The sequence below is a fragment of the Arthrobacter alkaliphilus genome, assembly GCF_021483235.1.
Lineage (GTDB): Bacteria > Actinomycetota > Actinomycetes > Actinomycetales > Micrococcaceae > Arthrobacter > Arthrobacter alkaliphilus.
Genome location: NZ_JAKEEC010000011.1, coordinates 87,351 through 104,591, shown reverse-complemented (window position 1 = coordinate 104,591; position 17,241 = coordinate 87,351). Strand labels below are relative to the sequence as shown.

Here is a 17,241-nt window from a genome sequence, read left to right as displayed (position 1 = left end):
TGGACCCGATTTGGGATCCCGTATTGGGATCCCAAAATCAAAAGTAAATGTGACGCGCCCCACCGTCAAGGCTTTTGGTATACGAATCGTAGAAACGGAATGTGACCGGGTTCCAAGCCTGGCGGAATGTCGGCTCGATAATCCCTGCCGCGCAGGGTATGGGATACGAAGCGGATCTTGAGCCGTCGCGGGGACCGTGCTTAGTCCCGGTCCTTCGATCCGGTGCTCCGGGTGTGCGCCAGGATTTCCGCCAGCTCGGCAAGCCGATGTGCGCGTGCCGATTCCGCCGGCGTGAACGGCTCGTCCGGCCTGGAGAACAGGAGCGGGCCGTGCCATGCGGTCGGAATCTTGAGGAGCGTCGTGGAGGGCCCGACGGCGGCGCCAGCCTCGACCGCAGGACCTTCCCGTCCCGGAGTGACGACTTTCGCCGAGAGGAGTTCCGCGACCGCCATTGGCAGTTCGTGCGGATTCTCGGCGATCCGCGCGGCGAGGCTCAGTGCCTTGGTCTGGCCGTCCGCCATGGCGAGTGCCGTGGTCGGCCATGCGTGCGAATCGCGGCCGCCGCCGTCGTCGAGCGCTGCCAGCAGCTCATGCTCGCCGAGGTGGCCAGGGGCGGACAGCACGAATTCGTCCATGCCGGCTCCGTCCATGGGGTGGACATGGATGCCGAGGATGTTGATGTCCGCCCTGGCGAGCGATTGGGTGATGCGTTGGAGGGAACCTGGCTGGTCGCGGAGCACCGTCCTCGCCCGCCAAAGCGCCGGGGCCGAATGGAGCATCCTGCGGTGGCGGAGGGCGCGCGCATGGATCCAGCGCCGCAGGATCCTGGCCGCGGAGGGCTCGGCAGCCCAGATGACGAGGACCGTTGCTGTCACGGTCAGGAGGAGCACCTTGGCCACGTAAGGCAGTTCCGTCTCAACAACAACGGCGTGGACAAGAAGTTCGACGGGCAGCATCACGGCGATTTGGGCGACGGTTACCCTGGCCTTCGGGGCCTCGGGCATCTGGCCGCACACTTCGCAGGAGAGCTCAGCGGTAACGGAAGTCTTCTTGTCCGGCGTCATGGCACCTATCGTGCCCGGCCCCTGTTTCAGCCGGATTGCGCCTGCGTCAAGATCTGTGGCGGTATTCGTGGAGCCGGTTCGGCGCCGACCGGACGCGCCGAACCGGCGGCAAAGCCCGAAGCCTAGCGGGCGTTCTCGTTGCTCTTGTTGGCCGCGGCAAGCTCGGTCAGGAGGTCGCGGATTTCAACCAGCAAGGCGGTGTCGGCCGGCAGTGGCTTGTCTTCGGGCTCTGCGATGGCGGCGCGGCGCTTGGTCAGTTCGTTGATCTTGTTCATGGGCGCGACGAAGATGAAGTAGACCACGGCGGCGGTGATCAGGAAGGTCAGGAAGGCGGTGATGACGGCGCCGAAGTTGACGAAGGTCTTCGGGTTGTCGGGCCAAATGGAAAAGCCGAGTCCCTGGGCGTTGACTCCGCCGGCGGCGGCGATGACCGGGTTGACGATGTTCGTGGTGAATGCAGTGACAAGGGCTGTGAATGCGGTGCCGATGACGACCGCGATGGACAGCTCGATGATGTTGCCGCGAAGGACGAAGTCCTTGAAACCTTTGAGCATGGGTGACCTCCGGTGAATGGGACAGGCGATATGGCCGGAATGAGCCCCGGCCCGGCTGGTAACGACCTACTCGACACTATCAATCGAGTTCCATGGAGCGGGTCATGGTCCCTGTTGCATAACCGTCATACGCCTCGGCTCTGCTCCATTCAACGGAAGCTGATCCGGCTGCCTGGAGCCGCCCGGCGTAAGCTCGTAGCGGATGCCAGTGCCGCCGTCGGGAAGTCATAGTTGAGCAACACACGGCGCTCAAGAGAAGCAAGCAGAGGCAGGCAATCCAATTTGAACGCCCTGGCAGAGATGTTCAGGATCGGTCCCGGAAACAAGGACCATCACCCGGCTTTGCGCTGTGCGGTGGGTGTCTTCCTGCCATTGATCATCCTTGTGTTCTCCGGACGGCTGGACCTTGTGGTGTTCGCCAGCTTTGCGGCGTTCACGAATATCTACGGCCGGAACGAGCCGCACAGCCACCGTTTTCGAAGCCAGCTCCGGGCCGGGTCCCTGCTCCTTGGCATCATCCTGCTCGCCACCTTGACGGCCAGGGCCGGGCAGGGCTCGGACGCGTATGTGTGGATCCTCACGCTCGGCACCACATTGGTTGCCGCATTGTGCTCGGTGGTGACCGCGCTGTGGCGGCTTCGCCCGGCAGGTTCCCTCTTCCATATCTTCGCTTTCGCGGCGATCGCCTCGGTACCCCGGCAGCCGCCCCTCTGGGAAGCGATGTTGGCTGCGGTTTTGACTACGGTGTTGGCGTTGCTGATCGGCATGTCGGCGCGGTTAGTCCCCAGCCACCGGACGCCGTGGAAGCCGCCGCCGGCGCATCGGTTGTTGCCGCAGGAAATCCGGGCAGCTTGGCTGGAAGGCCTGGGCTACTTCGTGGCTGCCGGTCTGGCCGGAACGCTTGCGACGTTGGCCGGGCAATGGCTCGGGTTCGGACACGGCTATTGGGCGATGGTGGCGGCAGTGGTTCCGTTGGCGGGTCGCAGCACCCGGCATCGCGTGGAACGCGGAATCCAAAGGATTGTGGGGACGTTGCTCGGCTTGCTGGCGCTGGCAGGAATCCTCTGGCTCGGGCCGGCGCCATGGCAGATGGTATTGGTGATTGCCGTATGCCAGTTCGGAGCAGAGCTCTTCATTGCGCGCCAATATCTCGTGGCGCAGATCTTCGTCACACCGCTCGCCCTCATTTCCACCTTGCTGGTGGCCGATGTTCCGCCCGGGAGCTTGCTGCGGGACCGCATTGTGGAGACGGTGATCGGGGCCGTCGTCGGCGTCGCTGTGGTCCTGGCGCCCGCTGCATGGCCGCGGGTCAGGGAACTCACGTCAAAATAGGCGTTTTCGAATCCCCGGCCTTGTGGGAACTTATGTAAAGGAACTTACGTTTCCACATGCAGCAATCAGCATATTCACCGGGAGAACGCGCGATGCTTCCAGCAGACAACACTTTGACCACTATCGACCGTATCCAGAACCTGATCCTGGAGAGCGCCGACTTCGAGGACTTCCTCAACGAGCTGGCGCGGTTTTCGGCCCACCAGGTGGCGGGCGACGGCGATGACGCACTCTGTGGGATCACGCTGCTGCGCGAGCGGAAATCAATGACGATTGGTTGGAGCAGCGACGAGGCCCGCGAAGTGGACGAAATCCAGTATTCCTTGGCCCAGGGACCGTGCTTGACGGCTGCCGAGGAGGAAAGGGAAGTCTACGTCCCGGATCTTCTTGAGGAGAACCGGTGGGGCCCTGACTACGCAAACGCGGTTGCATCGCACGGACTGAGGTCGGTGTTGTCGTTGCCTTTCAACCTCGAGGGAGAAGCCAAGGCAGCGCTCAACCTGTACTCCGAAGCCCCTTACAAGTTCGACGAAAGGGCCGCGGACCGGGCCCGCGGATATACCCGGGAGGTATCGCAGGCCTTGCGCCTTGCCATCCGGTTCGCCCTCCACGCAGACAGTGCAAAGAATCTCCGGGCGGCCATGGAGTCCCGCACAGTCATTGACGTGGCGATCGGAATCGTCATGGCGCAGAGCCGCTGCAGCCAGGAGGACGCCGTCCGGATCCTCACCGAGGCCTCCAGTAACCGCAACGTCAAATTGCGCGATATCGCCAAGTCCCTGGTGGATTCCGTTGACGCGGCGGGCACCCTGACCCACTTCGAAGAGCCACTCAAAGAGCAGGTTCAAGAGCCTGGCCGCAGCCGGGCTGGGTGAGTCCGGGCCGCCCATCCGTCTAGGGGCGGGTGTACAACGAGGTTTGCACGGGATACGCTTCTTGAGGTTGAGCCGTCGGCCATAGACACCTCTTTTGGAGTACCTATGGACCGTAGATTGAACGCCCTCGTAAAATTCGATGTCTCCGCGGACGCAGTTGAGATAGACGTCCGGGGGAGCCTGAACCAGGACTCCCGTTCCGCGCTCGTGCACATTGTCCGCCGGATTCGGCGCATGGGCATCACCTCCCACATCAGAGTAGGCTTCTCGCACGCCGCGATGGTCGAATCGCAGGCGCTGGCGGGACTCCGCAACGACCTCAATGCAATTGGCGGCGGAGCCACGGAGGTCGGCCTGCCTGCCGGATCCGGAGTTTCCCTGGAATTTATGGACAAACCTGACAGCCTTACGGTGGCGACCGAGACGGGAACGAAAGCTATGGAGATCAGCGGCGAATTCGCGGCGTCAATCGATTCGGCGGGACTTCACCCCTTGGAGAAGTACTCCGATGAAGAACTTCTTGCTGCCAGCGATTTCGCTTTCGGCCTGCTGGACCAGCCGAGCACATCTGCCTCCCCCGTAGTACTGGCCCATTATGAGGCAATCGGCATGGAGATCTCGTCGCGGGAAACCAAGGATGCGCCGGCGGAACCAGCTGAACCGCGCTAAGGCTGAACCGCGCTAAGCTTTAACCCACCGTTGAATGGAATCCGCGCGTACTGGGCGGATAAGATCGCGCGGGAAGTGGGGAAAGCGCAGTGGCCAACTCGGCATCCGGTGATTCCGTCGTTGATCGCATCGTCCGGATCATCGAGGCGTTCCCTGAAGGCTCCACGTCGCTGCGGCTTTCCGAGCTCGCTGAAACAGCCGGCTTGCCGCTCACAAGCGCCCATCGCCTGGTCCGGCAGCTCGCCGGCCACGGGTTATTGCAACTGGCTCCCGGCGGAGATGTCCGCCTGGGCCTGCGGCTGTGGGAACTCGTCAACAGGAATTCACCCACCTTGGCCCTCCGGCAAGCGGCACTGCCCTTCATGGAGGACATCCAGCAGGTCCTCAACCAGAACGTGAACCTCGCCGTGCTCGACGGTTGGGAGGCGTTGTTCGTGGAGCGCCTGTCCCGCCGGGGCTCCGTGGCGAACCGTGCCCGGGTAGCCGGCCGGATGCCCGTTCATATTTCCTCGGCCGGGCTGGCGCTGCTGGCCGGCCAGTCGCGGGAACAGCAGGCCGCGTACCTCAAGCAATTCAGCGACCCCGAGGCTAAGGTAACGGCCGACGTCGTCCGTAACCTCTTGGCTGAAACCGCGCGGCAGGGGTACGCGCAGCTCGCGGGCGTGGTGGATCCGGACACGTGGGGAATCGCGGTGCCTGTCGTGGACGGCAGCCGGCGCACGGTAGCCGCGCTCGGCGTCGTGGTTCCCCTCGCCGAAATGCGCCTGCAGGCCTTGGTTCCTGCGCTTCAGACCGCCGCCCGCGGAATCGGGCGCCAGCTCGGCGGGCAACGGAACGCATCAAAGCCTTCCGTTCAACGGAATTGAGCTAACGCCGGGGATGCGGCGCGGGTCACACTGATCAGCAGACCACCGCAGCCCTCCAGGTGCCGCGCCGCAATGAAGCGAGGAATACCATGCCACGCAAGATCATCACTACCCAGGTGGCCATTATGGGCGCCGGCCCTGCCGGTCTCATGCTGTCCCACCTGTTGTCCAAGTCGGGGATCGAATCCACCGTCATCGAAGTCCGCAGCCACCAGCAGATCGCCGAAACGGTCCGGGCGGGCATCCTGGAGCACGGCTCCGTGAACCTGCTCGTGGACAGCGGCGTCTCCGACCGCGTGCTTCGCGACGGCGACAGGCACGACGGGATCGAACTGCGCTTCAACGGCGAAAGCCACCGGATCGACTTCAAGGAGCTTGTGGGCGAATCGGTGTGGCTCTACCCGCAGACGGATGTTTTTGTTGACCTGGCCGCGCGACGCAAGGCCGACGGCGGTGACGTCAGGTACAGCGTCACTGACACTGCCATCCACGATCTCGAAGGCAGGCCTAAAGTGTGGTTCACCGACGCCGGGGGCCAGGAATTCGAGATCCAGGCGGACTTCCTGGTGGGCGCTGATGGTTCCCGCAGCCACTGCCGCTTCCAGATTCCCGAGGCAAACCGGAAGTGGGGTTTCCACGAATATCCCTTCGCTTGGTTCGGCATCCTTGCCCAGGCCCCACGCAGCTCGGACGAACTGATTTACGCCAACTCCGGGAACGGCTTCGCCCTGGTCAGCCAGCGCACCGAGAATGTGCAGCGCATGTATTTCCAGTGCGACCCCAAGGAAAACGTGGCGGATTGGGACGACGAGCGCATCTGGTCCGAATTCCGCCGCCGCGTCAACGGAAACGGCTTCGAACTCAAGGAAGGGCCGGTCCTCGAGAAGATGGTCCTGCCGTTCCGCAGCTTCGTCCACACGCCGATGCGGCACGGGAACCTGTTCCTGGCCGGCGACGCCGCCCACACCGTCCCGCCCACCGGAGCGAAGGGGCTGAACCTGGCACTCCACGACGTCAAGGTTCTTTTCGAAGGACTCGATTCCTTCTACTCGAGCGGCTCGAGGGAGCTGCTCGAGTCCTACAGCGACCGTGCGCTCGAGCGGGTCTGGAAGGCCCAGCACTTCTCCTACTGGATGACGTCCATGCTGCACACCGTTCCCGGTTCGGACGACTTCGGCGTTGCCCGCCAGCTTGGCGAGCTCCGCTCGGTGGTCTCCTCCCGCCACGCCCGGGCATACCTTGCGGAGCAGTACACAGGGTGGCCGGCAGGGAAGTAGCTGCTGCCGGCGTCGTCAGGCCTTCTCCGTGCCGTGGGGAACTTCGCCCGTCGTCAGGTACCGGATACCCCAGGTGGCCTCCCATGACTCGCCGGGTTCCAGCCAGCGCAGGCCTTCGCCGCTGTTGAAGGCATTGGCCGGCGCCGTCATCGGTTCAACCGCGACGGCGGTCACCATACCTCCGGTGGCGGCGAAGTCCGTGGTGGTGAAGGCCTGGACGTAGCTGAAGGAGGCATCCATGAACAGCTGGACCTGGCTGACGTCGGGCGCTTCCAGGTAGTGCAGGGAACTTCCGTCCTCCTCGCGGCGGACACCGCTCCAGGCGTCGTCGAGGTCAACTGAGCCAACCAGCCGGCCGGCGCGGAGATCATATCTGGTTCCGGTGACGTCCGTGGTGATTCCGCTGGGGTTCAGGCGTTCGTCCACCTCGATGTGGGTATCGGCGTTGATGTAGAGCGTGAGTTCCTCGGTGGGTACGTTGCCCAGGCGGAGGAAAGGGTGTGCGCCGAGAGCGACGGGGGCGGGACGGGTTCCGGTATTTTCCAGGCTGTGGGCGACGAGCAGCCCGTTCTCCACGACCTGATAGCGGACTGACGTCGACAGCTCGAACGGGTATCCCGGTTGCGGCGAGATCCCCGCGCCGAGCGTGATGCTGTCCGGGGTGCGGGCGCTGACCTGGTAGGGAGTGCGCGTCAGCAATCCGTGCAAGGCGTTGCCGTTGGCCGGTTCCGTGATGTCGAGTTGCTGGGCTTCGCCATCGTAGCTCCAGGTGCCGCCAGCCACCCGGTTTGGCCAGGGAACCAGGACCCAACCTGCGCACCACGGAGGTTGGGCGTCGGCGGGATAGTCCTGGACCAGGGCCACCCCGTCGACCTCGAGTTCCCGCAGGCTCGCGGCGATTTCGGTCACGACGGCGCGCTGGATGCGGCCGCCGATGCTGGCCATGAGTTCAAAGTGCGCGCCCATGGGCGAATTGTCATCGGACATAGTCGACCTTTCCCATAGGAAGCGCAGCCAAGGCGCCTGCGGGATCCGAGAGGAACTGCGCGAAGGCCAGTTCGGCGGCTCCGATCATCATGAGATCCGAGCCGAGGGCGGCGCGGTAGGTCTTCACCTGGTCGGCGGGTCCGTCCATCGCTTGGGACCGGAGCAAGCTGTCCAGCTTCCCGGGAGACAGCGCGTGCAAGACGCCGAGGAAGCCATCCAGGACAATCGCTTCAGGATTGAAGATGTTCACGGCATTCCGCAAAGCAATGCCAAGGAACTCAAGCTGGCGTGCCACTTCCGCGTCCACCGTTTCGCTGCTGTTCCGGCGGAGCGCTTGCTCAAGGTCACCCGCGTCGCCGCCGCCGATCCCGGCCAGTTCGAAAAGCGACGACTGCGAGACTTCGGTCTCAAGGCAGCCGGTGGCTCCGCAATGGCACGGTTTGCCCGACGAGCGGACAAAGGTGTGCCCCAGTTCTCCGGCGTAGCCGGATGTTCCGCGAAGCAATTCCCCGTCGGCTACGATTCCGCCGCCGATTCCGCTGGCACCACCGTTGAGGAAGATCAGGTTCTTTTGGCCCGCACCCGCGCCGAAGAGGAGCTCGCCCTCAGCGCCAAGCGATGCGTCGTTGGCCGCGTGGCACGGGTATCCGGTGGCTTCGCCGAGCATCCGGGCGACGGGTTCATCACGCCAGCCCAGATGCGGCGCATGCCGGACCACGCCGTCGTCGCGGTTGACGAGCCCCGGCACAGCGATGCCCACGCCCATGACCTGGTATGAAGCGTCCAGCTCGGACCGCATTCCCTCGATCACGGCAGCCGCGATGTTCACGGCTTCCTTGGCGGTGGGGATCCGCTCCGTGTCGAAACGGATCTTCTTCTGGACCTTCCCGCCGAGGCCCACAAGACCGATGGTGACGGCATCAATCTCCGGGTTGACCGCAAGCGCCGCTATGGACGGCCGGGGGTGGACGATCGGGCTGGGCCTGCCCACTTGCGCCTCACCGGACGGCGCAGCCTCATACACCACTTCCAAGTTCACGAGCTGCCCAATCAACGCACCTACCGTGGAGCGGTTCAGGCCGGTCCGCTTGGTCAGCTGGGCGCGGCTGAGCACACCGTTGTGATGGACAAGGGAGGTCAGCAGCGCCAGGTTGTTTCGCCGGGACGGATCGGGCTCGCTGATGGCGACGGTATTTCGGGTGGGGGAGGGCATCATCGCGACAATATCAGCTCCCAAACACTGTTCGGTCCAGGAAGTCGTTGCGGAACTTTCCGGACGGATCGAGACGCTCGGCAAGGGCGATGAAGTCGCCAAAGCGAGGGTATAAAGGCGCGACGGCGGCAGCCCCGGCGTCGAACAGCTTGCCCCAGTGCGGCCTCGCCGCGAACGGAGCAAGTTCCGCCTCAAGCAGCGGCAGGATAGCTTCGACGGCCGGCTGGTCCTGCCGCCACGTGAAGTGCAAACCGATGCCGTCACGGCCATAGTTGGGGCTCAGCCAAAGTTGGTCGGCGGCCACAGTGCGGATTTCGCCAACCAACAGCAGCGGAGTCACGACGGCGGAGAGCCCGCGCATGGTGCGGAGGGCATCCACGGCGTATTCACGGGGGATGAGGTACTCGCTCTGAAGCTCGTCGCCTTTGCTGGGAGTGAATTCCATCCGGAAATGGGCCAGCCGGTCGGACCAAGGCCCGGCAATGCCGAGCTGCTGCGTGCAGTTGCTGCCTGACACGCCGGGAAGGGGGTGCCGGGCGTCAATTGCAGGGGTGCCGCCGAAGAAGTCCGACATTTCCAGCGCCGGGCCGCCGGTGCGCCTCTTGATCCACGCCTGGCCCACCGTCTCTCCGCTCCAATCGGTGAACAGGCTGACGCTATACCCGGAGGAGGTTATCCGGTCGAAGTTTTCCAGGACGGCGTCCCAGCTGAGGTTTTCGAACACGCTCTGGGCGACGTCGAAGCTTGGGCGGATGTCCAGGGTCAGTTTGGTCACGACGCCAAGTGCGCCAAGTCCCACCACCATCCCGTCAAAGTCCTCGTCGCCGCGGCGCACCCTGAGAGTGCTGCCGTCCGCGGTCACCACTTCAAGGCCCGCGACGGCCGTGGCCAGGTTCCCGTTGGCGTCACCGGATCCGTGCGTGGCGGTTGCGACCGCTCCCGCCACCGAAATGTGGGGGAGCGATGCGAGGTTGTGCAGGGCGAAGCCTTGGCGCTGGAGTTCTGCCGCCAAGGTCCCGTACCGTGTGCCGCCGTTGACCGTGACGGTCAGGTTCGCGGCGTCCACCCTGATGTCCGGATCGAGCCGGTCCAGCACCACGAGGGTGCCGGCTGTGTCCGCGATGGAGTTGAAGGAATGCCTTGAGCCCAGCGCGCGGATCTTCCTGGCGCCTGCCACGAGGCCCTGGAGTTCCTCCACGCTGGACGGATGCGCGAGTTGTGGTGCCCGGTAGCTGTAGTTACCTGCCCAGTTGCGTTCCGCCACCAGCTGATCAGTCACGCTTGAACCCCTTGTTCGAGGACCCGATGGCCCTATTTGATGTTCACAACAACATAACTGTCGGATCGCCCATGCGCTAGGTCTTCTCAGAACTTTACATCAGCGAAATGGAAAAACTTAGAGCGCTCCATGTGGTTGACATCACGGAAATCCATAATATGTTGGATAGCGAAACAAACACTTTCGACTGCACGATCGACTACCTGGAGCATCAATGACGATTCAGCCCACCCGTGAAGACAAGTTCTCGTTCGGTCTCTGGACCGTGGGTTGGGAGGCGCAGGACCAGTTCGGTTCAGCCACCCGCCCGCCCCTGGACACCGTGGAAGCCGTCAACCGGCTCAGCGACCTTGGCGCCTACGGCATCACTTTCCACGACAATGACCTGTTCCCGTTTGGCTGCTCGGCTGCCGATCGCCAGCGCGAAATCGACCGCCTGCAAGGTGCTCTCAAGGCCACCGGGATGATCGTTCCGATGGTCACCACAAACCTCTTCAGCCACCCCGTCTTCAAGGACGGCGGCTTCACGAGCAACGACCGGGGCGTCCGCCGCTTCGCCCTGCGCAAGGTGCTGGACAACATCGACCTCGCCGCTGAACTCGGCGCCGAGACCTTCGTCATGTGGGGTGGCCGCGAAGGCAGCGAGTACGACGCCGCCAAGGACATCCGCGGCGCGTTGGAACGGTACCGCGAGGCCGTGAACCTGCTGTGCGACTACGTCACGGACAAGGGCTACAACATCCGCTTCGCGATCGAACCGAAGCCGAACGAACCCCGCGGCGACGTCCTGCTCCCTACCCTGGGCCACGCCCTTGCCTTCATCGACACCCTGGAACGTCCCGAGCTTGTGGGAATCAACCCCGAAACCGGGCACGAGCAAATGGCCGGCCTGAACTTCACCCACGGCATTGCCCAGGCGCTGTACCAAGGCAAGCTCTTCCACATCGACCTCAATGGCCAGCGCAGCATCAAATTCGACCAGGACCTGGTGTTCGGCCACGGCGACCTGCAGAACGCTTTCTCCCTGGTGGACCTGCTCGAAAACGGCGGTCCCGACGGCGGCCCGTCCTACCAGGGCCCGCGCCACTTCGACTACAAGCCGAGCCGTACCGAGGACATCGCCGGCGTGTGGGACTCCGCGGCCGCGAACATGCAGACTTACTTGCTGCTCAAGGAGCGCGCCAAGGCATTCCGCGCCGACCCCGAGGTCCAGGAAGCACTGCAGGCTTCACGCGTGGCCGAAATCAACGAACCCACCCTGAATCCGGGCGAAGGCTACGAACAACTGCGTGCGGACAAGTCCGCCTACGAGGACTTTGACGCTGATGCCTACTTCGGCGGCAAGGGCTTCGGTTTCGTGAAGCTTCAGCAGCTCTTCATCGAGCACCTCCTCGGAGCGCGCTGACCCCGTGGCCGCCGCTTCCTTGAACCTTGTTGCCGGAGTCGATTCCTCCACTCAAAGCTGCAAAGTGGTGGTGCTGGACGCGGAAAGCGGTGCGCTCGTCCGCTCGGGCCGGGCGGCCCACCCGGATGGAACGGAAGTCCATCCGGACGGGTGGTGGCGCGCGCTTTCAGAAGCGTTCAACGACGCCGGCGGCCTGGCCGACGTCAGGGCGCTGTCCGTAGGCGGCCAGCAGCACGGCATGGTGCTGCTGGACCGCGACGGCAACGTGGTGCGGCCGGCGTTGCTGTGGAATGACACGCGCTCGGCCGGGTCGGCGGAAGATCTCACCGCGGAAGTAGGGGCAGAGGACTTCGCCCGGCGGACCGGTCTGGTGCCCGTGGCTTCGTTCACCATCACGAAGATCCGCTGGATCAGGGACCACGAACCCGAAAGCATGGCCAGGGTGGCCGCCGTGGCGCTTCCCCACGACTGGCTCACCTGGCGACTGCGCGGTTACGGCCCGGCCGGCTGCAGCCCGCTGGGACCAGACCTGGACGAACTCACCACTGACCGATCTGACGCCAGCGGGACCGGCTACTGGAGCCCACTGACCGGACGCTACGATCTGGACTTGTTCAAGCTGGCGTTCGGCCAGGACGCCAGGGAGGCATCGGGCGGGTCAGCCACGGCGGCGCCTGGAGTGGTCGTCTTGCCCCGCGTGCTTGGCCCGGGGGGCACCGCAGGCCGCGTGCACCCGGAGTGTTTCTCAGGTCCTGGTGGAGGCAGCGCTATTGAAGGCGGGATCGTGCTCGGCGTCGGAGCCGGCGACAACGCCGCAGCGGCGCTTGGACTCGGGGCCAAACCGGGCGACGTCGTGGTGTCCGTGGGTACCAGCGGTACGGTGTTCGCCGTCGATTCTTCCCCAGGGAGCGATACGAGCGGGACAGTTGCCGGCTTCGCGGACGCGAGCGGGGAGTATCTGCCCATCGCAGTCACGCTGAACGCCGCCCGCGTGCTCAGCTCGGTTGCGTCGCTTCTAGACGTCGACTTCGACGAGCTCTCCAGGCTCGCCCTGGAGGCCGAGCCTGGCTCAGGAGGGGTGGTGCTGGTTCCGTATTTCGAAGGGGAACGGACTCCAAACCTGCCGCACGCGAAGGCCAGTTTCCACGGCCTCAGCATTGCCTCGACCACAAGGCCGAATATCGCCCGGGCTGCTATCGAAGGCATGCTGTGTGGACTCGCCGGAGGCTTGGACGCGCTGCGCGGCCAGGGGGTCCGTGCGGAGAGGTTGCTGTTGATCGGGGGAGCTGTACAGAACCCTGCCGTGCAACGGGTCGCGGCACAGGTTTTCGACGTTCCCGTGGTTGTGCCGACCCCCGGCGAGTACGTTTCGCGGGGAGCTGCCGTGCAGGCAGCGTGGGCGCTCGCGGGCCACCGGCCGGATTGGCCTGTGGCCCTGGATGCCACACCCGAACCTGATTTCCGGGCTTCGATCGGCCGGAACTACAGGAAGGCCAGTGCCCGCGCTGATAGCGGCAACTGAACCAGCGGCAACTGGACCGCCCCGTGATTCCCTAAGCCGGTAGCCACGGCGCGGTCCAAATGGCAGACAAGCTCGGATCCTTGAATGATGATGTAATTCACGCACTCAAAAACAGGATCCTGGAGGAAAAATGGCCGCCACGCCGGCGCCCGGGAGAGTGGGCGATGTCCGAAGGCAGAACCTGGCACTCGTACTCGCCGGGATCCAAAGGAACGGCGGAGCCACGCGGGCGCAGCTTGCCGCCGAAAGCGGCCTGACGAAAGCCTCCGTTTCGAGCCTTGTCACCGACTTGCTCGAATCAGGCCTGGTGCAGGAAATAACGGCTACCCGCGATGGCGAACGCGGACGGCCGGGAACCGGTCTGGTCCTCAATCCGGCCCGCGGCGTTTTGGCCGCCGAAATCAACGTGGACTATCTCGCGGTGGGAGTCCTGGACTTCGCGGGGGAATTGGTCTTCCACGAAACCTTGGAACGGCACAACCGTGGAAGCCGGCCCTCGGACCTCATGCCGCTCCTCCTCGCCATGGCAGAGCGGGCAGCGACTATGGCGGCCGACGCTGGCGTCGAACTTCTCGGCGGGGAACTGACCGTGCCCGGATTGGTGGATACGGAACGCAATGTGGTGCTCGCCGCGCCGAACCTGGGCTGGGCCGACGTCCGGCTCTCCGAAGAGCTGCCCAGGCTGCTGCCCGAAGCACCCTTCGGTGTAACCCTCTCCAACGAGGCCAATAGCGCCGCGCTTGCGGAGCTCTGGTTTGGGCACGGCGCAGATCACGGCGCAGGTCATGGCACCAACGGGAGGTTCCGGGACTTCCTCTACATTTCCGGCGAAGTGGGCGTCGGCGGCGGGCTGGTCATAGCTTCCCGGCTTTTCGCGGGTCCGCAGGGCCACGCCGGTGAGATCGGGCACGTCGTGGTGCACCCCGACGGGCCGCTGTGCGCCTGCGGCGGCCAGGGCTGCCTCGAAACCTTCGCGGGGCAGGAGGCCATCTATGCCTCCGCCGGAATAGACAGGGGCTCGACTGCAAAGCCAATGGATGAACTGCTGAGCCACCTTGCACAGGGCGCTGAGCGGGCGGTTTCAGCAGTGCAACAGGCGGGGCACTATCTCGGAATCGGGGTGGCCTCGACTGCCCGGGTGGCGAACATCTCCGCCGTCGTGCTGGGCGGTCATTTCGCCGCGCTCGAGGAATGGATCGCTCCCGCTCTGCGCGGGAGCCTTGACCGGCACGCGCCGGGATTGATCCCGCCAGAAAACCTGGCGTTCTCCGGACTGGGGCGGACTGGGGCCCTCAGGGGCGCCGCGGCAACCTCAGTCCGGAGAATTTTGAGCCAGGCCTACGAACTGATTCCCTGAACCTCCGCGAGCGGGGTAGCCAGGGCGGTCAGCTCCACGAGGTCCGGCCGGGCAACCGTGCTTTCGATCGTCACCGCTGAGCCACTGTGGGCAGATGCCAGCACGGATTCCATGACCTCCAGGGCGTGGAACGCCAATTGGCCGCCCGCGCGGGGTTCAGCCCCGGCCGGCGTCGCGGCGAGGTCGGCGATCCCGAAGCCCCGGCCCGAATCGATGTAGCCAGCCGAGACCGGTAGGGTCTGCCAAGAGTCGGAGCCAAGTGTGAAGAGCTCGACATCGCCGTCGAAGTGGTTCGGATCCGGCACAACGAGGGACCCCGCCGCACCGTGGACCTCGATGTTGGGCGACTTGGTTTTCACAGCGTCGAAGCTCATCACCAGTGTTGACAGTGCCCCGGAGGCATGGACCAGGACACCGGTCACGTGCGAATCGATGGCTACCGGAATCACCTCGCCCTCGCGCGGACCCGAACCAATGGTGCGTGTATTCCGGGTGTGGCTTGCGGCTCCAATGACCGAAACCACCGGGCCCAGCAGCGTGACGAGGGCGCTCACGTAGTAAGGACCCATGTCCAGGAGCGGTCCGCCGCCGGGCTGGTAGTAGAAGTCCGGGTTGGGGTGCCAGCGCTCGTGTCCCGGTGTCACCATGGTCGCCGTGGCCGAGATCGGCGCACCGATCAAGCCGTCGTCGATCGCTTTGCGGGCCGTCTGGATTCCGGTGCCGAGCACCGTATCCGGTGCGCAGCCGACCACGACGCCGGCTTGCCGTGCCGCGTCGAGCACTTGCCGTGCCTCGGCGGTAGTCGCGGCGAGGGGCTTCTCCCCGTAAACACTCTTGCCGGCGGCGATCGCCTTCAAGGCGATCGGCGCATGCGCGGCCGGAATGGTGAGGTTGAGGACGAGCTCGACGTCGTCCGCCGCGAGGAGTTCGTCGACGGTCACCGCGCGGACGCCGTCGTAGGAGTCTGCCACCGCCTGGGCGCGCGCGGGATCGAGGTCCGCCACAGCCACCAATTCGATGGCCTCCAATCGGCGGAAGTTTGCGAGGTACTGCGCGATGATGGCGCCGCAGCCGATGATTCCTACCCTTAACGGCTTGCCCACAGCATGCCCCTTTCGATGATCGTGCGGACGTTGCTGTCCTGGAGGATTTCTACGCGGTGACCCGGGGTGCAGACGAAGATCCGTCCCTCGCCCCACTGCCGGGTCCAGATGGCTGGTGAGGTGACTTCCCGGTTCCAGGGGTCCCACTCCCTCACCTTCTGCGTGGTGGTGGCGAGGACGTCGATGTAGTCGTCGGACAACACCCAGTACTGCTCGGTGACCAAATCGAAGTCGCCGATGCCCTTGGTGATCGGGTGGTTCGCGGCAGCCGGGAGCATGTTCACCGTGTAGGGCACGTAATTGTCCGACTGCTCGCCGATGCGTTCATCCGGATGTTTGCCCGGATGGCACGCGAACTGGCCGCCGATGAGGTGCAGGTAGTCCGAGTTGTTTCGGTAGGAATCAGCGATGCCGCCGTGCCAGCCCGCAAGTCCGGTGCCGTTTTCGACGGCGGTGCGGAGCCCCTCGAATTCCTCCTTCTCGATCGTGGACATCGTCATGCATTGCACAACCAAGTCCACGCCGGACATATATGCCGAATCGGCATATACCTTTGGGGATTCTTCCACCCGGACGTCGTAGCCGTTCTCCTTGAGGAACGGGATGAAGAGTTCTGTGGCTTCGAACGGTTGGTGGCCATCCCATCCGCCACGGACCACCAGGGCGGTCATCTTGTCAGTCATGGTTTCCTTTGCATAGAACTGCGGCCGGTCGGCCGAAAAACGAAATGGTCAGCGGCTTGAGAAAGCGGCGTCGAAAGCTGCGACTGGAGGGGCGATGGCCGCGAGTTCCCGGACCATGGCCAAGGATTGCGGCGCGCCCACAAGGCGGTCCATGCCCGCGTCTTCCCACTCGACGCTGGTTGGCCCTTCATAGCCGATGGCATTGAGGGTGCGGAAGATCGGCTCCCAATTCACGTCACCGTGGCCCGCTGTGACGAAGTCCCAGCCCCGGCGGGGATCCGCCCACGGCAAGTGGGATCCGAGCCGGCCATTGCGGCCGTTGAGCTGGCGAATGGATTCCTTGACGTGCACATGGAAGATCTTCGGCGCGAAATCCTGGAGGAACATCACCGGATCCAGGTCCTGCCAGATGAAGTGGGACGGATCGAAGTTCAACCCGAAGCTCTCCCGGTGCCCCACCGCTTCGAGGGCACGCTTTGCGGTCCAGTAGTCGTAAGCAATCTCGGAGGGGTGGACTTCCAGTGCGAAGCGGACCCCCACCTCGTCGAAAACATCAAGGATCGGATTCCACCGATCCGCGAAATCCTGGTAACCGCGCTCGATCATCACCTCCGACGCGGGCGGGAACATGGCAACGGCCTTCCAGATTGAGGAGCCCGTGAACCCGGTGACGGTGTTGACGCCGAGGCGTGCCGCGGCCCTGGCCGTGTCCTTCATTGCCTCGGCAGCCCGCTGCCGCACCCCTTCGGCGTCGCCGTTGCCCCACACTTCGTCGGAGAGGATGTCCCGGTGGCGCTCATCGATGGGGTCGTCGCACACGGCTTGGCCTGTGAGATGGTTGGCGATCGCGAAAACCTGAAGGCCGTTCTTTTCCAGGATGTCGAGGCGTTCTTGGACATAGCCGTCGTCGACGGAGGCGCGGTGGGGGTCCAGGTGATCGCCCCAGCAGGCGATCTCGAGCCCGTCGAAGCCCCATTCGCCCGCGAGCCGGGCGACCTCTTCGAAGGGCAGGTCGGCCCACTGGCCGGTGAATAGTGTGATGGGTCTTGTCATGG

The 17,241-nt window shown here is 64.5% G+C and carries 16 protein-coding genes; 8 read left to right on the top strand and 8 right to left on the bottom strand.

The annotated features are described in order from the left end of the window. Nucleotides 1-200: 200 nt before the first annotated feature. Nucleotides 201-1,064: an ACT domain-containing protein gene (locus L0B83_RS10015; protein WP_234758260.1), complete on the bottom strand. Its 864-nt coding sequence runs from the start codon at nucleotides 1,062-1,064 to the stop codon at nucleotides 201-203. Nucleotides 1,065-1,186: 122 nt separating this feature from the next. Then, complete coding sequence (mscL, locus tag L0B83_RS10010) at nucleotides 1,187-1,618, bottom strand: large conductance mechanosensitive channel protein MscL (RefSeq protein ID WP_234758259.1); 432 nt, start codon at nucleotides 1,616-1,618, stop codon at nucleotides 1,187-1,189. A 282-nt stretch (nucleotides 1,619-1,900) separates the two neighbouring features. Here mscL and L0B83_RS10005 point away from each other — a divergent pair, with 282 nt between their 5' ends. The 5 genes from L0B83_RS10005 to L0B83_RS09985 all read left to right on the top strand — a co-directional run bounded on the left by L0B83_RS10005 (nucleotide 1,901) and on the right by L0B83_RS09985 (nucleotide 6,637). Then, complete coding sequence (locus tag L0B83_RS10005; RefSeq protein WP_234758258.1) at nucleotides 1,901-2,950, top strand: FUSC family protein; 1,050 nt, start codon at nucleotides 1,901-1,903, stop codon at nucleotides 2,948-2,950. Nucleotides 2,951-3,042: 92 nt separating this feature from the next. Continuing rightward, entirely contained in the window at nucleotides 3,043-3,825 is a 783-nt protein-coding gene (locus L0B83_RS10000) for a GAF and ANTAR domain-containing protein (protein ID WP_234758278.1), read from the top strand. Between the two features lie 105 nt (nucleotides 3,826-3,930). Beyond that, on the top strand, nucleotides 3,931-4,494 hold the full coding sequence (locus tag L0B83_RS09995; protein ID WP_234758257.1) for a hypothetical protein: 564 nt from the start codon (nucleotides 3,931-3,933) through the stop codon (nucleotides 4,492-4,494). 89 nt (nucleotides 4,495-4,583) lie between these two features. After that, nucleotides 4,584-5,360, top strand: coding sequence for an IclR family transcriptional regulator (locus L0B83_RS09990; protein ID WP_234758256.1), 777 nt, complete (start codon nucleotides 4,584-4,586; stop codon nucleotides 5,358-5,360). A gap of 89 nt (nucleotides 5,361-5,449) precedes the next feature. Continuing rightward, nucleotides 5,450-6,637, top strand: coding sequence for a 4-hydroxybenzoate 3-monooxygenase (locus tag L0B83_RS09985; RefSeq protein ID WP_234758255.1), 1,188 nt, complete (start codon nucleotides 5,450-5,452; stop codon nucleotides 6,635-6,637). 15 nt (nucleotides 6,638-6,652) lie between these two features. Here L0B83_RS09985 and L0B83_RS09980 read toward each other — a convergent pair whose 3' ends face one another. The 3 genes from L0B83_RS09980 to L0B83_RS09970 are packed head-to-tail and all read right to left on the bottom strand — an operon-like array spanning nucleotide 6,653 to nucleotide 10,116. Then, a complete protein-coding gene (locus L0B83_RS09980) occupies nucleotides 6,653-7,624 on the bottom strand; it encodes an aldose 1-epimerase family protein (RefSeq protein WP_234758254.1) in 972 nt (323 codons plus the stop codon). Continuing rightward, a complete protein-coding gene (locus L0B83_RS09975) occupies nucleotides 7,614-8,837 on the bottom strand; it encodes an ROK family protein (protein ID WP_234758253.1) in 1,224 nt (407 codons plus the stop codon). Before L0B83_RS09975 ends, L0B83_RS09980 begins: the two co-directional genes overlap by 11 nt. Before the next feature lie 13 nt (nucleotides 8,838-8,850). Then, a complete protein-coding gene (locus L0B83_RS09970) occupies nucleotides 8,851-10,116 on the bottom strand; it encodes an FAD-binding protein (protein ID WP_234758252.1) in 1,266 nt (421 codons plus the stop codon). A 214-nt stretch (nucleotides 10,117-10,330) separates the two neighbouring features. Here L0B83_RS09970 and xylA point away from each other — a divergent pair, with 214 nt between their 5' ends. The 3 genes from xylA to L0B83_RS09955 all read left to right on the top strand — a co-directional run bounded on the left by xylA (nucleotide 10,331) and on the right by L0B83_RS09955 (nucleotide 14,400). Next, complete coding sequence (gene xylA / locus L0B83_RS09965) at nucleotides 10,331-11,521, top strand: xylose isomerase (RefSeq protein WP_234758251.1); 1,191 nt, start codon at nucleotides 10,331-10,333, stop codon at nucleotides 11,519-11,521. Nucleotides 11,522-11,540: 19 nt separating this feature from the next. Beyond that, nucleotides 11,541-13,043, top strand: a complete 1,503-nt coding sequence (gene xylB / locus L0B83_RS09960) for a xylulokinase (protein WP_234758277.1) — start codon at nucleotides 11,541-11,543, stop codon at nucleotides 13,041-13,043. 130 nt (nucleotides 13,044-13,173) lie between these two features. After that, complete coding sequence (locus L0B83_RS09955) at nucleotides 13,174-14,400, top strand: ROK family transcriptional regulator (protein ID WP_234758250.1); 1,227 nt, start codon at nucleotides 13,174-13,176, stop codon at nucleotides 14,398-14,400. Here L0B83_RS09955 and L0B83_RS09950 read toward each other — a convergent pair. Genes L0B83_RS09950 through L0B83_RS09940 form a run of 3 tightly spaced genes read right to left on the bottom strand, consistent with a single transcriptional unit; the run spans nucleotide 14,382 to nucleotide 17,239 of the window. Further along, a complete protein-coding gene (locus L0B83_RS09950) occupies nucleotides 14,382-15,503 on the bottom strand; it encodes a Gfo/Idh/MocA family protein (protein WP_234758249.1) in 1,122 nt (373 codons plus the stop codon). The two genes, L0B83_RS09955 and L0B83_RS09950, sit on opposite strands and share 19 nt — an antisense overlap. Next, complete coding sequence (locus L0B83_RS09945; RefSeq protein ID WP_234758248.1) at nucleotides 15,488-16,186, bottom strand: ThuA domain-containing protein; 699 nt, start codon at nucleotides 16,184-16,186, stop codon at nucleotides 15,488-15,490. The genes L0B83_RS09950 and L0B83_RS09945 overlap by 16 nt, the downstream gene beginning before the upstream one ends. 48 nt (nucleotides 16,187-16,234) lie before the next feature. Next, nucleotides 16,235-17,239, bottom strand: a complete 1,005-nt coding sequence (locus tag L0B83_RS09940) for a sugar phosphate isomerase/epimerase family protein (RefSeq protein ID WP_234758247.1) — start codon at nucleotides 17,237-17,239, stop codon at nucleotides 16,235-16,237. Nucleotides 17,240-17,241: the final 2 nt, after the last annotated feature.